The organism is Thermococcus eurythermalis, assembly GCF_000769655.1.
GTDB classification, from domain to species: domain Archaea; phylum Methanobacteriota_B; class Thermococci; order Thermococcales; family Thermococcaceae; genus Thermococcus; species Thermococcus eurythermalis.
Map to the genome: position 1 here is coordinate 25868 of NZ_CP008887.1, position 13634 is coordinate 39501.

General features: G+C 54.9%; 19 protein-coding genes. 8 read left to right on the plus strand and 11 right to left on the minus strand.

The features are described 5' to 3' along the window. Positions 1 to 16 precede the first annotated feature (16 nt). From TEU_RS00165 to TEU_RS00190, 6 genes are read right to left on the minus strand one after another with little or no spacing between them, the layout of a single operon-like run. Entirely contained in the window at positions 17 to 475 is a 459-nt protein-coding gene (locus TEU_RS00165; protein WP_050001859.1) for an adenylyltransferase/cytidyltransferase family protein, read from the minus strand. 1 nt (position 476) lies between these two features. After that, on the minus strand, positions 477 to 995 hold the full coding sequence (locus tag TEU_RS00170) for an RNA-binding protein (RefSeq protein ID WP_050001860.1): 519 nt from the start codon (positions 993 to 995) through the stop codon (positions 477 to 479). A 2-nt stretch (positions 996 to 997) separates the two neighbouring features. Beyond that, positions 998 to 1645 (minus strand): orotidine-5'-phosphate decarboxylase, encoded by a 648-nt coding sequence (gene pyrF, locus TEU_RS00175; RefSeq protein ID WP_050001861.1) that lies wholly within the window; start codon positions 1643 to 1645, stop codon positions 998 to 1000. Positions 1646 to 1649: 4 nt separating this feature from the next. Beyond that, the gene (locus tag TEU_RS00180) at positions 1650 to 2243 is read right to left on the minus strand and encodes a DUF4443 domain-containing protein (protein ID WP_050001862.1); all 594 of its coding nucleotides are present in this window, start codon (positions 2241 to 2243) and stop codon (positions 1650 to 1652) included. 47 nt (positions 2244 to 2290) lie between these two features. Further along, a complete protein-coding gene (locus tag TEU_RS00185; RefSeq protein WP_050001863.1) occupies positions 2291 to 3439 on the minus strand; it encodes an inositol-3-phosphate synthase in 1149 nt (382 codons plus the stop codon). A 58-nt stretch (positions 3440 to 3497) separates the two neighbouring features. Continuing rightward, positions 3498 to 4781, minus strand: coding sequence for a bifunctional L-myo-inositol-1-phosphate cytidylyltransferase/CDP-L-myo-inositol myo-inositolphosphotransferase (locus TEU_RS00190; protein ID WP_050001864.1), 1284 nt, complete (start codon positions 4779 to 4781; stop codon positions 3498 to 3500). 93 nt (positions 4782 to 4874) lie between these two features. Here TEU_RS00190 and TEU_RS00195 point away from each other — a divergent pair, with 93 nt between their 5' ends. After that, positions 4875 to 5558 carry a diphthine--ammonia ligase gene (locus TEU_RS00195; RefSeq protein WP_050001865.1) on the plus strand — a complete coding sequence of 228 codons (684 nt, stop codon included), beginning with the start codon at positions 4875 to 4877 and terminating at the stop codon, positions 5556 to 5558. 52 nt (positions 5559 to 5610) lie between these two features. Here the strand turns inward: TEU_RS00195 and TEU_RS00200 are convergent, their stop codons facing one another. The 3 genes from TEU_RS00200 to TEU_RS00210 form a co-directional block, all read right to left on the minus strand. Next, positions 5611 to 5967, minus strand: coding sequence for an Mth938-like domain-containing protein (locus TEU_RS00200; protein ID WP_050001866.1), 357 nt, complete (start codon positions 5965 to 5967; stop codon positions 5611 to 5613). A gap of 5 nt (positions 5968 to 5972) precedes the next feature. Continuing rightward, entirely contained in the window at positions 5973 to 6485 is a 513-nt protein-coding gene (locus TEU_RS00205) for an NUDIX domain-containing protein (RefSeq protein ID WP_050003898.1), read from the minus strand. Positions 6486 to 6563: 78 nt separating this feature from the next. Next, complete coding sequence (locus TEU_RS00210; protein WP_320407203.1) at positions 6564 to 7403, minus strand: carbohydrate kinase family protein; 840 nt, start codon at positions 7401 to 7403, stop codon at positions 6564 to 6566. Between the two features lie 109 nt (positions 7404 to 7512). On the opposite strand from TEU_RS00210, the gene TEU_RS00215 reads away from it, so the two are divergent. Genes TEU_RS00215 through TEU_RS00225 form a run of 3 tightly spaced genes read left to right on the plus strand, consistent with a single transcriptional unit; the run spans position 7513 to position 9241 of the window. Continuing rightward, complete coding sequence (locus TEU_RS00215; protein ID WP_050001868.1) at positions 7513 to 7833, plus strand: Gar1/Naf1 family protein; 321 nt, start codon at positions 7513 to 7515, stop codon at positions 7831 to 7833. A 5-nt stretch (positions 7834 to 7838) separates the two neighbouring features. Next, positions 7839 to 8750 carry a transcription initiation factor IIB gene (locus tag TEU_RS00220; protein ID WP_050003899.1) on the plus strand — a complete coding sequence of 304 codons (912 nt, stop codon included), beginning with the start codon at positions 7839 to 7841 and terminating at the stop codon, positions 8748 to 8750. Further along, positions 8747 to 9241 carry a metallophosphoesterase gene (locus tag TEU_RS00225; RefSeq protein ID WP_050001869.1) on the plus strand — a complete coding sequence of 165 codons (495 nt, stop codon included), beginning with the start codon at positions 8747 to 8749 and terminating at the stop codon, positions 9239 to 9241. The genes TEU_RS00220 and TEU_RS00225 overlap by 4 nt, the downstream gene beginning before the upstream one ends. A 26-nt stretch (positions 9242 to 9267) precedes the next feature. Here TEU_RS00225 and hpkB read toward each other — a convergent pair whose 3' ends face one another. After that, on the minus strand, positions 9268 to 9471 hold the full coding sequence (hpkB, locus tag TEU_RS00230; protein ID WP_011251239.1) for an archaeal histone HpkB: 204 nt from the start codon (positions 9469 to 9471) through the stop codon (positions 9268 to 9270). Positions 9472 to 9825: 354 nt separating this feature from the next. Here hpkB and rbcL point away from each other — a divergent pair, with 354 nt between their 5' ends. Both rbcL and TEU_RS00240 read left to right on the plus strand, forming a co-directional pair. After that, complete coding sequence (gene rbcL, locus TEU_RS00235) at positions 9826 to 11160, plus strand: type III ribulose-bisphosphate carboxylase (protein ID WP_050001870.1); 1335 nt, start codon at positions 9826 to 9828, stop codon at positions 11158 to 11160. Positions 11161 to 11414: 254 nt separating this feature from the next. Next, on the plus strand, positions 11415 to 12008 hold the full coding sequence (locus tag TEU_RS00240) for an ArsR/SmtB family transcription factor (protein WP_050001871.1): 594 nt from the start codon (positions 11415 to 11417) through the stop codon (positions 12006 to 12008). 33 nt (positions 12009 to 12041) lie between these two features. Here the strand turns inward: TEU_RS00240 and TEU_RS00245 are convergent, their stop codons facing one another. Next, on the minus strand, positions 12042 to 12245 hold the full coding sequence (locus tag TEU_RS00245; protein WP_042691737.1) for a 30S ribosomal protein S17e: 204 nt from the start codon (positions 12243 to 12245) through the stop codon (positions 12042 to 12044). Between the two features lie 117 nt (positions 12246 to 12362). On the opposite strand from TEU_RS00245, the gene TEU_RS00250 reads away from it, so the two are divergent. Beyond that, positions 12363 to 12791 carry a DUF371 domain-containing protein gene (locus TEU_RS00250; RefSeq protein ID WP_050001872.1) on the plus strand — a complete coding sequence of 143 codons (429 nt, stop codon included), beginning with the start codon at positions 12363 to 12365 and terminating at the stop codon, positions 12789 to 12791. 34 nt (positions 12792 to 12825) lie between these two features. Then, complete coding sequence (locus tag TEU_RS00255) at positions 12826 to 13494, plus strand: TIGR00703 family protein (RefSeq protein ID WP_050001873.1); 669 nt, start codon at positions 12826 to 12828, stop codon at positions 13492 to 13494. Positions 13495 to 13634 lie beyond the last annotated feature (140 nt).

Sequence of the window (13634 nt, forward strand, 5' to 3'; positions counted from 1 at the left end):
GTAAAATAAGCCCCGATCACTCGCAGAACTCCTCGATTATTCTTCTTATTATCTTGCTCGTCTTCGCCCTGTCGCTCTTGTAGAGGTAAGGAATCCGTATTACCTCAGCGTTTATCCCGTGCTTCCTGAGCTCCTCCTTGAGCTTCTCGCAGTTGAAGTTCTGGTCCGGGCCAATTGCTATAACGTCGGGGTTTATCCGCTTCACGAGCTCGAAGTCTATCCCACCAGGAGAGCCTATGTAGACCTCGTCAACGTATCTAATTGCCTTCAGGAGCTCGGCCCTGTCTTCGGCGGGGTTTACGGGCTCACGGCGCTTCTGTCTCCTGACGGTCTCGTCATGGGCGACTATGACCACCAGCTCGTCCCCAAGGCTCTTTGCCTTGCTCAAAAAATGAATGTGGCCGACGTGGAGGATATCAAAAACTCCCCCAACAAGAACACGGATTTTCTCCTTCTCTTCCCCAGGTTCCCCCATTTTAGCCCACCGTGACGTTCCAAATCTTGTCCTTGGCGTGGTGGATGTTCTTAACTGCCTTGCCCTTAGGCTTCTCCTTCATCGCCTTGCCGCTCATCAGGGCTATCCCGATGGCGAGGGGTCTCCCATAGTTCTCCTCAACAACGAAGACGAAATCCCCTTCCTTGATGTTCTCATCGGCGTCAACTATGCCCGCGGCCATGACGTCGGCGCCGTTGATGATGTACGGAACTGCCCCTTCATCAACGACGACGCGCCTCGGCCACTTCCTCAGGTCTTCTTCGTTGGACAGCTCGTAGAGCGCTATGACGAGCGGGAAAATCAGGCCCTTCCTCCGTATGAAGAAGGGCTTTCCGTTGACAAGGAGGATTTCTGTGGTCTTGTCGAATTCAGCGACCTCAACGCGGTCCTTCTTGCTCAGCATCTTCTCGGCTATCTCCTCGCCGAAAATCTCGGCCATCTCGCGGATTATGGCCTTTACCTCCTTCTTGCTGAGGGGGTGCTTGACCTTCAGCTCCATCCTCACACCTCCATGGTCTCTTCGTAAAGCCTTCTCGCGCTCTCCCTCGGGTTCTCGCTCGCGTAGATTGAACGCCCCACGATGATGTAGTCGGCACCGGCCTTTAAAACCTCGCCCGCCTTTCCACCCTGGGCGCCAACTCCAGGGGTTAGGATTTTGACTTCGCTATTAAGCCTTGAGCGTATGTAGGCAACCCTCTCGGGTCTCGTGGCGGGTGCTATGACGCCGAAGGGCTCAAGCCTGTTGGCGAGTTCCACCAGCTTGTCGGTAGCGGGCTGAATAAACTCCTTCGCTCCGGGGTGGCTCATCTCGACGACGATTATCGTCTTCCCGAGCTCCATAACAGCCCGAACGCTGTCGCTACCGACGAAGCCGTGCGCTATTATGTAGTCCGCACCGGCCTCAAAGACCCTGCTCGCTATCAGCCTGTTGGTGTTTGGAATGTCAGCGAGCTTGAGGTCGGCTATAATCGGAAGACCTGTTGCATCTTTGAGCTCCGTGACGATTCCCAGGCCCGAGCCGATTATGAGCGGCCAGTTCACCTTAATCGCCCAGAGGTACTCGGCCGTTTGCTCCGCTATTTTAAGCGCCCTCTCACGCTCGTAGACGTCCAGGGCAAGGATTAGCCTGCTCTCGTTATTCCCGCTCATTTCGTCACCTCACGAGGGACTTTATCTCATCGGGGACGTCCTTAAGGAAAACCGCCACGTGGTAGGCGCTCTTCATCGCATCGGCTGGGTTTTCAGCCCACGTGACTACGACCATGTCTCCTTCTTCGAACCTCAGAACCGAGAGTCTCTCGGCGAGCTCTGACATAGTCTCTCTTAGGGGCCTGCCGTCTTCTGGAAAAACTACCTCCCCGTTTTTAACTACGAGAATCATTGCACCCTTTGCGAAGAACCTTATGGCCTCGTCGCGGAGCTCAATACTCTTGAATTCAGGGGGATTCCTCACGACGATGGCATAAGCAGGGTAGCCTTCGACTCTGCCAACGGCGTGGACTTCGGAGAAGGACTTCGAGAGCCTCTCCACGAGCTCCCTTCCCTCTTCGCTGAGGGTGTGGCCCCTCTGAGAGGACTCAATAAGGTTCATCTTCGAAAGCTTTCTCAAAAGCGTCCTGACGCTTCCTTCGCCAAGGCCGAGAAGCTCCGAAATCGTCTTTCTTCCAACAGGATTTTTCATCAGGTACAGAACCGCGACCGCGTCTTCAATCGTGAACTCAGGATACGCTCCCCTCTTCCAGCTCATTCTCACCCACCGAGAAGAGTAGGGAAAAAGGAGTTAAAAGCTTGCCGTCAGAGCCATCTCGGCTTGAGCCCGGCCCAGGTGCGCATCTTCTCGTGGGCAATGATGCGCGGGATGTTGGGCATCTCCTTGGGGCCGGGGTTCTTCATGTAGAAGGCATTGACCTCATAAACGGTTCCGAAGGCCTTCTTTTCGAGGGCTATCTTTCCAAGCCTCGCGAGGTCAACGAGCAGGCCCGCGAGTGCCGGGCTGTCGTTTATCCTGCCGGTGATGACAAGCTCGTCGTGGGCGCCGTTGAATGAGACGTACTCGATGTGCATGGCGATGAACTTCTTGTCGCCGAGCGGCTCAAGGAAGCCGGTGGGCTTGATGTAGTGGGGTGCATCGTAGCCGAGGAGGTCCTTGACGATGGAGCTCTTGGTGAACTCCTTGCTCTTGTTCCTCTCCTTGTCGGTGAGAGCGAGGAAGTCCTGGTTTCCACCGATGTTGAACTGGGCTATGTCGAGGACATAGCGGTTCCTCTGGGCGAGGTGGCTGAGTATGTCAGCTGTCAGCGGGGTCGCACCGGTGGCGCCGTCGTCACCGAAGATGACCATGTTGCTCTCCTTAGCGAGCTCAACGAAGGCAGGGTCGTTGGCTATGAGGGTTGGTATGGCGTTGACGAAAGCCGCTCCGCCGACCTCCTTGGCGTACTGGGCAACCGCGTAGGCGTAGACCTGGGTAGCGGTAAGCCTGTCCCTGTTGTCCTCTGCGATGGCCTTCTCAAGCTCCTCCTTGTTTCCAAAGGGCACGAAGGCCTCGGTGGTGCAGACGTTTATGAAGCCCTCGGCGCCGAGCTCCTTCCACTCGCTAACGAGGTGCTCAACGGCCTCCTTGAGGGTCATCTCGTCCTCAAGGCCAGTGGCTTCGAGCGGGAGGTTCCTGAGGCTTCTGAGGTGGACTCCCTTTCTGATGGTGATGCCCTTGAGGCTCTCCGGCGCCTCGGGGTCGTAGGCCTTAACGACCTCGTAGAGGTCCTTTCCGACCTTCGCCTTGTCAACGTCGTAGGAACCGACGATTTCGATGTCCTTAATCTTAATCGGGAGCTCGTCAGCGAGGGGGACGCCGTACGGCTCCATCTTCCCGGCCTTTATTTTCTCAAGGCCGCTCGCAAAAATGCTGGCAACGTATCCCTGTCCGAGTATGACAACCTTCACCATCTCCTCCACCTCCTTTTTGTTGTTTTAAGATATTTTATGGCAGTTAAATAGTTTTTGGTTACGAAACTTTTCTGGCTATAATATAGAGGGTCACCCCAACGCGGAGGTTGGTGAGTAAGGCCAAGAGCGCGAACAGCGCTTTGACTGAGACCTCCACTGGATACAGCAGAAAGAGCATCGTGAGGAATATGCGCTCGTCCCTTTTGCCCGGAAGCTTCCTGAGGCCGGGGACTTCCATGTAAGCGTCCCTGCAGAAGGCCCCCTTGAACCTCTCGGTCGAGTAGCTCACCATCACCGAGCCGAGGAGCGCTACAAGCGCCACGAGATACCAGAGGGGCTCGCGGAGAGTCGAATACGCCAGCAGGGCCAGGAAGGTTCCGTCAACGTAGCGGTCGAGGATAGAGTCAATGTAACCACCGAGCCTGCTGGCCCTCAGCTGGGCCCTCGCGAGCTCGCCGTCAACGCCGTCGAGGATTGAGCTGAGCTGGTAGAGAACCCCCGCCAGCGGAAGGTTGATTAACGTGAGGACTGCCGAGAGAATTCCGACTGCAAACGTGACGGCCGTCATCTGGTTTGGAGTCACTTTCTCCGCGAGGAGGTAGCTTATCTCGGTGGAGAGCTTCCTGTTGATGTGCCGGCTGATAAAGCCGTCCCCGATTCCCTTGGGGGCGCTCTTAACGAGCATTTTTCTGGCCCTTTTGACATCAGACGGGGTATCAACATCAGTCCAGGGAAGGCCGTCCACGAAAGTCACAGGGAGCCTTGCCCTTTTCACGACCTCACTGAGGGGATAGTCGCCGTTCCGTTCACGCTCAAGTTCTGCCGTTACCTCAAAGATGCTCTCATCGAGGACGAAGAAGCCAGTATCCACTGCATCCCACTCTCTGAGAGACTTGCCTATATCCTCAACTCTGCCGTCCATGACCTTCACCTTGGTGGCCTCGCCCACGTCGGCCCATCTCGGCCTTCTGTCGGCTATGAGGCCGTTCCCTTCCACTGCTTCCGCGACGAACTCCTCGCCGTAGACGTGGTCGCTCATCACGAGCACGAACCTTCCCGAGACGTGTTCCCTGGCGAGGTGAAGGGAGTGCCCGTTGCCCTTCTCTGGCTCAGGGTTTATCACCAGCTCGGCGTTGAAGCCGTGTTTCTCTATGAACTCCCTGTAAAGTCCTGCATACCCTTCGTTCGTTACGATTACAAACCTCTCAACGCCGTTCTTTTGGAGAAGGTAGATAGTCCTGTACAGAATCTCCCTTCCTGCAACTCTAATAAGTCCCTTGGGCTTCCCGCCCATCCTCGTTCCAAGGCCGGCCGCGAGAACCACTGCCGTCTTTGAGGTCATTGGCACCACCTTTTTAAGGCCCTTTTCTGTGGCCCTACTGAGAGAACCAAAGTTAAATTAACTTCCAGTAATTTAAAGATTTCGGTGGTGGAAATGCGAGTTGCGGTCTTGTACTCTGGCGGAAAGGACTCAAACTATGCCTTCTATTGGGCCCTAAAGCAGGGTTTTGAAGTCAAATATCTCGTCTCGATGGTCAGCGAGAGCGATGAGAGCTACATGTACCACGTGCCAAACATTCACCTCACGGAACTCCAGGCGAGGGCGATAGGAATCCCGCTCGTCAAGGGGTTCACGAGCGGCGAGAAGGAGAAGGAAGTCAAGGATCTGAAGGCCGTCCTCGAGGGCCTGAAAATTGACGGCGTTGTTGCCGGGGCTCTGGCCAGCGAGTATCAGAAGAGGCGCGTTGACAGGGTAGCGGAAGAGCTCGGTATCGAGAGCTTCGCCCCAGCATGGCACCGAGACCCGGTTGACTACATGCGCGAGCTGATCGAAATCTTCGACATCGTGATGGTTGGTGTCTCGGCCTACGGCCTGGACAAGGGCTGGCTCGGGAGGAAGATAGACGGGAAGGCCCTGGAAGAGCTGGTAAGGCTCCACGAGAGGTACAAAGTCCACGTGGCCGGAGAAGGAGGTGAGTTTGAAACTTTCGTGAGGGACGCGCCGTTCTTCAAAGCTAAGATAGTTTTCGATGAAGTGGAAAAGAAGTGGAGCGAGTGCAACTACTCAGGAGTCCTTGAAGTCAAGAGGGCGCACCTAGAGAAAAAGGGGAGTACTTAGAGAGCAAACTGCCCTTCTAAATTATCACAAGGGCAAAAGCTACTCTGTCACCTCAGCAAGTGACGTGGAAGATTCCCAGCACCTTTCTTTTTCCGTTCAGCTCGTTGAAAAGCTCAACAGCCTTTCCCGTCGGGAGCCCGTAGACTTCCTTTCCTTTGACCAGCTCTCTACTTTCCGGCAGGAGCGAGAGGTAACCATAGTAGCCGGTGCCAACGATAAGGACGTCAAAGTCCTCCGTGAGGTACTCCTTCAGCTCGTCGGGGTCGAGCTTGTGGCTGGTGCCGTGTTTGGACTTGCTGAGCCACTTCTTCCGCTTTTCAACTTTCCCGCTCGGGTATACTACGATGTCGTGCTCGTAGGTTTTCCCATCAACGATTATCCTCCCGAAGGAGGGGTATTCGAGCTTCACAGCCATCACCAGCAATCCTTTGGATGGAGCGCGTCCCGCAGAATCTTTGCGTGGTCAAACGCCAGCGGGAGTTTCCCAGCCTCCCCGATGGGGACAACGTGAACCTCTTTGGCGTCGTCTCCAGCTTTAAGCTCGCCCTCTCCAAGGCAGAGGAAGGCAACTGAAACGGTGTGGCCCCTTGGATCCCTGTTCGGATCTGAGTAAACGCCCACAAGTCTGAGGATTCTGACGTCGAGGCCGGTCTCCTCCTTCATCTCCCTCTTCAGGGCCTCCTCAACGGTCTCGCCGTACTCAACGAACCCACCAGGAAGGGCGTAGTGGTCTTTGAAGGGCTCGTTCTTCCGCTTTATGAGGACGACGCCGCCTTTGTAGAGGATTACCCCATCCACGGTCAGGCCTATGCACCTGTGGAGTTCGGCCTTCAGGCCGTGCTTTTCGGCAAGAAGCTTCGCTTCCTCGCGGAACTGGGTTATGTCGGCCCCCTTGGGGGCCTTGACAAGCAGAACGTAACGGTCCATCTTTTTCACCTCAGGGAAGTCCCTTCTCATCAGCGTTCAGCGTGCTGACGTTTCATCATCGGTCGTCCTTCTTTGGGCTCACTCACTTAAAGCTTCAACGGTCACTTTCCTGGCGAGCTCGCTCACTTCGTCCAGCTCAAACTCCACCGAGCGGTGCTTGAGGAACAGGGCCGTGAAGGCAGCTGCCCTTTTGAGGGACTGTATGAAGGGGCATTCCAGGTAGAAACCAGTGAAAGCTCCGAGAAAGACGTCCCCAGCACCCGTTGATTCACCGACCTCAACCTTCAGCGGAACGAAGCGGTAGGGCCTGCCGCGCAGGTACGCTTTTCCGGGGTTGGGGCCGTCGGTGAGTAGCAGGGACTCCACGGAGTTCGGGCTTACCTTCGCGTAGGGGAGCTCAGCGATGTCTGCGTGGAGGACGCTGAGCCCTTTAAGAAAAGAGCAGTCCCTCCTGATTAGCTCCACCGGGCCGGGCCGAGGGGAGCGTATAAACCCCTGGAGGTCTGCGGAGACGAGCTTTGCCCTGTTCAGTGCTTCCCTCACGATGTCCTCGGGAATCTCGTTGGCAACGGGGTTGAGAATTATGGCATCGTACTTCCAGGCCGGGAGTTCTGTAATGGGGGAAGCGTGTGAAATCAGCCTCAGCTCCCTCCTGTTGGAGTCCAGGTAGTTGAGTTCGTACGAGGTAGTCTCCTCAGACGGAAGCACTTCCAGCCTTCCAATGGAGCGGAGCTCCTCAACCCACTCCTTAGGGAGCTGAGAAAAGCTTGTGAGAATCTCAACGTCGCAGAAGCGCGAAAGTGCCAGAGCGGAGTAGTAGGCACCGCCACCGAGCCTCTCCTCGATTTTTGAACCGCGCCTTATCAAATCCCTGACGACGTGGCCGACGACAAGGCACTTCATCTTTCCCCGTCCCAATCTTATACTTTTTGTGAGTGGACATTAAAAACCTTTCCTAAACTACCGAAAGGCTTTTAAGGGGAAAAAGCGAAAAGTTTAAAAGGAGATGTCGTTTTGGGGTGGGGCTATGAAGCGCTTAGGAAAGGTTTCTCACTACGCAAAGCAGGGCTTCCTCATAGTCAGGACGAACTGGGTTCCATCGCTCAACGAGCCCGTCGTTGACAAGGATTTGAGACCGGTAGGCATTGTTAAGGATGTTTTTGGTCCCGTTGATTACCCCTATGTTGCTGTTAAACCGCGCGTTAAGAACCCCGAGAGATACGTTGGCGCTCTTCTGTACGTGGACAAGAGAAAGAAAGAAAAGAGGTCAGGAAAAAGAAATAGGGCAAAGTTCAAGGGCTCTAAGGGGCCCAAGCGTTCTCGCCCCGCCCCCAGGAGAAGGGGGTGAGAACGATTACTCCGAAAAGGGTTTGTCCCGTGTGCGGGTCAACCGAGTTCATATACGACCCCAGGAGGGGGGAGATAGTCTGCGCCAAATGTGGCTACGTCATCGAGGAGAACGTGGTCGATGAGGGGCCGGAGTGGAGGGCCTTTGACCCGGACCAGAGGGCACGTAGAGCGAGAACCGGCGCGCCGATGACGCTGATGATACACGACAAGGGCCTCTCGACCGACATAGACTGGCGCGACAAGGACATACACGGCAACCAGATTACCGGCATGTACCGGAACAAGATGAGAAGGCTCCGCATGTGGCAGAGAAGGATGCGCATAAACGACGCCGCCGAGAGAAACCTCGCGTTCGCGCTGAGTGAGCTCGACAGGATGGCCGCGCAGATGCGCCTTCCGAGGCGCGTCAAGGAGGTCGCGGCTTCCCTCTACAGAAAGGCCGTCATGAAGAAGCTAATCCGCGGCCGCTCGATAGAGGGCATGGTTTCCGCCGCTCTCTATGCCGCCTGCAGGATGGAGGGCATCCCAAGAACACTCGACGAGATTGCGGCGGTTTCCAAGGTCTCCAAGAAGGAGATCGGGAGGAGCTACCGCTTCATGGCCAGGGGACTCAACCTGAACCTCCGGCCAACGAGCCCGATAGAGTACGTGGACCGCTTTGGCGACGCCCTCGGCGTCAGCTCGAAGACAAAGGAGAGGGCAAAGAAAATCCTGCGTGAGGCCATAAAGCGCGGAATAACCAGCGGAAAAGGCCCGACAGGACTTGCCGCCGCAGCCCTTTACATTGCCTCCCTCCTCGAGGGTGAGAAGAAGACCCAGCGTGAAGTGGCTGAGGTTGCACACGTCACCGAGGTCACCGTAAGGAACAGGTATAAGGAACTCGTCGAGAAGCTTGGTATAAACGTGCCGATATGACCGCGATAGCAGTTTTAAGCGATACCCACGTGGGGGACAAGGCAAAGGCCCTTCCTGTTCCCCTTTTGGATAAGCTGAAAAAGGCCCGTCCGGAGCTTATACTCCACGCGGGCGACATAACTTCCCCTTCAGTTCTTGAGGCCCTCGAAGAGATAGCTCCCGTCATAGCAGTCAGGGGAAACGTTGACCACCTCGGCCTCCCGGAGGAAGAGACCGTCGAGATCGAAAAGCTCAGAATAGGCCTGATTCACGGCCACCAGCTCCTCTCGCTAAACGCCCAGTTCCTGACGCTCAAGGCCCTCGACATGGGTGTTGACCTGCTCGTCTTCGGGCACACGCACCGCTTCTACTTCGATTCCTTCAGTGTCTACGGAAGAAGGGTCTACCTTCTGAATCCGGGTTCACCGACGTTCCCAAGGTGGGACGAGGCCGGTTTTGTCCTCCTGAGACCAGAAGAAGAACCCAGCGTCAGAAGGGTAAAGCTCTGGTAAAAGAGGAACAGGAAAGAAAAAGGCCATCAGCTCTTGATAGCGAGCTTGATGTCCTCGGCCTTGACGGTCTTCCTGCCGGCGTGCTGGGCAAGGGCAACGGCCTTCTTGGCGATCTCAAGGGCCTTCTCCTCAAGGTGCTCGGCGAGGACCTTCGCTGCCTCCTCGCTGACGCGGGCGGCGCCGGCCTTCCTTATAAGCCTGTCAACCGGGGCAATTGGAAGCTCAGCCATTCACAACACCTCCTACTTTCTGTTTTGCAGGTTTCTGCATTCTATTCTAAGAACAAAGAGCTATATAAACCTTTCGGAAAAGGAGCCTCCTGACCGGGCCTATGGGTGTGATTTCAGTTAATAGTCGAGAACTTCAACCCCATACGGCTTAACACCAACCTAAGCCAAAACGGCAACCTTCAGAGGAAGATTGGGGAAAGAACGGAAAACGCCCCAAAAGCCAAATGAAGGGGTTTGAAACCTCCAAACATGTCCAGCACACATGTAAAGATACGACCATCAATCCCCAAAATTCACCAGTAGGATTTTTATAGTCAGCGATAGAACACTATAGTTACCAAGGAGGTGTTGCAGATGGTGGAGAAGTTCGACAAGATATACGACTACTACGTGGACAAGGACTACGAGCCGAACAAGAAGAGGGACATCATAGCCGTTTTCCGCGTGACCCCCGCTGAGGGCTACAGCATCGAAGCGGCCGCGGGTGCGGTTGCCGCGGAGAGCTCAACCGGAACGTGGACAACCCTATACCCGTGGTACGAGCAGGAGCGCTGGGCCGACCTCTCAGCCAAGGCCTATGACTTCCACGACATGGGCGACGGCAGCTGGATAGTGAAGATAGCTTACCCAGTTCACGCGTTTGAGGACGGGAACATGCCCGGCTTCCTCGCGAGCGTAGCGGGCAACGTCTTTGGAATGAAGCGCGTCGAGTGGCTCCGCTTGGAGGACATATACCTTCCCGAGAAGTTCCTCCGCAACTACCCCGGTCCAAACTTCGGTATCGAGGGCGTTAGAAAGAAGCTGGGGATATACAACAGGCCCCTCTACGGTGTCGTTCCAAAGCCGAAGGTCGGCTATTCTCCGGAGGAGCTTTACCAGCTCGCCCTCGATCTCTTTATGGGCGGCGCTGACTACCTCAAGGACGATGAGAACCTCACCAGCCCCTGGTACAACCGCTTCGAGGATAGGGTCAAGGTCGTCACGAAGGCGATGGAAAAGGCCGAGAACGAGACCGGCGAGAAGAAGACCTGGTTCGCCAACATTACAGCGCCGATACTGGAGCTTGAGAGGAGGCTTGAGATACTCGCGGACTACGGAGTCCCGCACGCGATGATTGACGTCGTTGTCCTTGGTTGGGGCGTCCTCGACTACGTAAGGGAGCTCGCTGAGGACTACGGCATTGCTCTCCACGCCCACAGGGCCATGCACACGGCCTTCGCTAGGAACCCCTACCACGGCATCTCGATGTTCGTCCTGGCGAAGCTCTACCGCGTCATAGGCGTTGACCAGCTCCACATTGGAACCGCCGGCGCGGGCAAGATGGAGGGCGAGAAGTGGGAGGTCATTCAGTACAAGAGGATAATCACTGAAGACCACTACGTTCCGGACGAGAATGACGTCTTCCACATGGAGCAGAAGTTCTACCACATTAAGCCAGTCTTCCCGACGAGCTCAGGTGGCCTTCACCCAGGCAACATTCAGCCGGTCATAGAGGCCCTCGGAAAGGACATCGTCCTCCAGCTCGGCGGTGGAACCATGGGTCACCCGGACGGACCGAGGGCAGGCGCTATGGCCGTCAGGCAAGCGATAGACGCCATCATGAAGGGCATTCCACTCGACGAGTACGCCAAGACTCACAAAGAGCTCGCCCGTGCCCTCGAGAAGTGGGGCCACGTCACTCCGGTTTGATGAGCTTTATTTCTCCGTTTTTAACTCATTTTGCATCCTGCAAAACTTTCACAGACGTGGAGGTTCTGAAGAGTGATAAAACCAAGAAGCCTCGTTGCCTGTTTAGATGTTAGAAACTCAACCAAAGACTGCATCCACCATTACGCGACTCTTGTGTAAAGATGAATTTTTAAACTTCACCTTTTTTTGACAATGAGATAGAAAATGTTTTAAGGATTTTTACTAACCTATGGTTAGATAAAGGGGGTGAGAGTATGGAGTGGGGCGAGATGGGAAAACTGCTCGATATCCTTGGGAATGAGACTCGGCGGAGGATTCTTATCCTCCTCACCAAGCGGCCGTACTTCGTCAGTGAACTAAGTCAGGAGCTTGGGGTAGGACAGAAAGCCGTCCTTGAACACCTGAGAATCCTCGAAAGGGCTGGACTAATCGAGGGCAGGACTGAGAAGATACCCAGGGGGCGCCCAAGGAAGTACTACACCATAAAGCGCGGCTTCAGGCTTGAGGTGCTCCTGACGCCCTACACGTTCGGCACGGAGATGTACGAGCCCAAGAAGCCGAGGCAGACGGCTGAGTACACCCAGGCTAGAGAGCTCATAAAATCAACGGAGCCTGTGGAGAGGAAGATAAACGAGCTCCTCCAGTTCCTCAGCGAGATAGAGAGGCGCGTTGATGAGGTCATGAGGACAAAGCAGGAGCTCGAAGAGGTCAGACTGCTGGTGGAGACTTACATTGAGAACCTCCTCAGAAGGGTAGCCCAGGAAGACGAAAGGGAGTTCGAGAAGCTCATGCGTGAGTTCAGCTCAAGGCTTCCAAGAAAGATAGTAGAAGACCTGAACGACTTTTAGGAAGCGGATGGTAGAGAATAAAGAGGGCCAGCATTAAAGTATCTTGCCCTCTTCCTTCATTCTCACGAGCCTGGTTATGTAGCCAGCAATCCTGTTCCTGATGGTCTTGCTCGTGACGTTGGTGAGCTCCTGAACCATCTTCTTGTTGTGCTCAAAGTCCCTGGTGAACTTGTCCGGGTACCTGTCAAAGAGCTCGCGAGCGGTCCTCTTGATAAAGGTCTGCTTTATGTTCCCCATTCCCATCACCTCTAGCCTGAACTCTTGGCCGTATCTCAAATCAAAGGCATCTTTTAAAAGTTTTCCTACCCCCTCAAAAACCCAAGTGTTTTATAGAGGAACAAAAAAGCTCAACCCATGCTACGGGAAATAATTCGCTGCAGGGGACATGAAAACGTGAAGGCAACGCACCGCTCAACGCTCGAAATAACGAGGGAGGACTTCTTAACACCAAGAGGGGACTGCATCATCTGTGTTTCAGCCGATAAAGCTCTGAGCGACCTAAGCGAGGACTTCAAAGAGACCCTCAGGAAGGGTGCGAAGCTGAGGGTAGTTATACGTGCCGGAGACATTGCCGACGAGCTTATCGCACAGGGGAACCCGGACTTAAAGCTTGAGAGCCCAATTTCGATGGTCATAAGGAAAAGCGACTACGTAGACGGTAGAACTCTCGCTATAAGAGCGAACAAAGCCGCCAAAGACATAAGTAGGGAACTCGTTGAGCTGCTCAAGAACCCGGAAACGGAGGTTGTAGTTGAGCTCATAATCGAGGACAAAAAAGCTTAAAAGCTTCACCCTTTTATTTACTTAGGGTGAAAAAATGCTTGAGGGATACTACATAGTCGAGAACACTGGAGTCGTTCCGGCGGAGAGAAGGTTCCGGTTCAAAGACCTGAAAGCGTGGGGTTATGACCTGCACCTCGGGACGATAGACGGAAGGGAAGCATATTTCGTCTCAAGAACCGGAACTCACGAGGAGGGCGAGACCTACACCGAGAAGGGCAGGGAGTACTACATCAGCGAGACCCAACAGGAGATTCCAAAGGACGCGAGGCTCCTTGCGAGAATAGTCATCGAGCGCGGCCAGCCATACCTTGAGTTCTGGCTCGACACGGAGGAAGGCAACTACCCGCTCGCCAAGGAGGACCCGAGGCTAATCCTGCACCGCTTCTGGACTGCCAAGAAGTTCAACCAGCTCGAAAAGCACGTCGGAAGCGTTGGCCTCACAACGGACTTCTTCAAGGACAGGGTCTTTGTTAAGGGCATCCCACTGCCGTTCGATGAGTACCCACCGAAAGTTAGACGCGTCCTCAGGGCAGTCAGGGACGTCCACCGCGACATGACAGGCTTTGGAAGGTTCGTCTTCCAGTACTATGGAGAAGAAGATAAAACCCACAACTACCGCCTCTGGTGGCTCCTGCCGACCATACATCTCTTCGACGTCGAGATATCAAACGAGGTGGACAAGATACTGGCGATGCTCGATTGACCTTCTTTATTTTTCCACAAACTTATTAAAGAACAGCCGTCTTATTCTCCTCCAGTGCAGACGCGGGGGGAGAAATAACTGGTCGAGGGGACTAGAACCACCGCGCTGGAAAGGGCCGGCGCGCTCCTTAAGACAGGGCC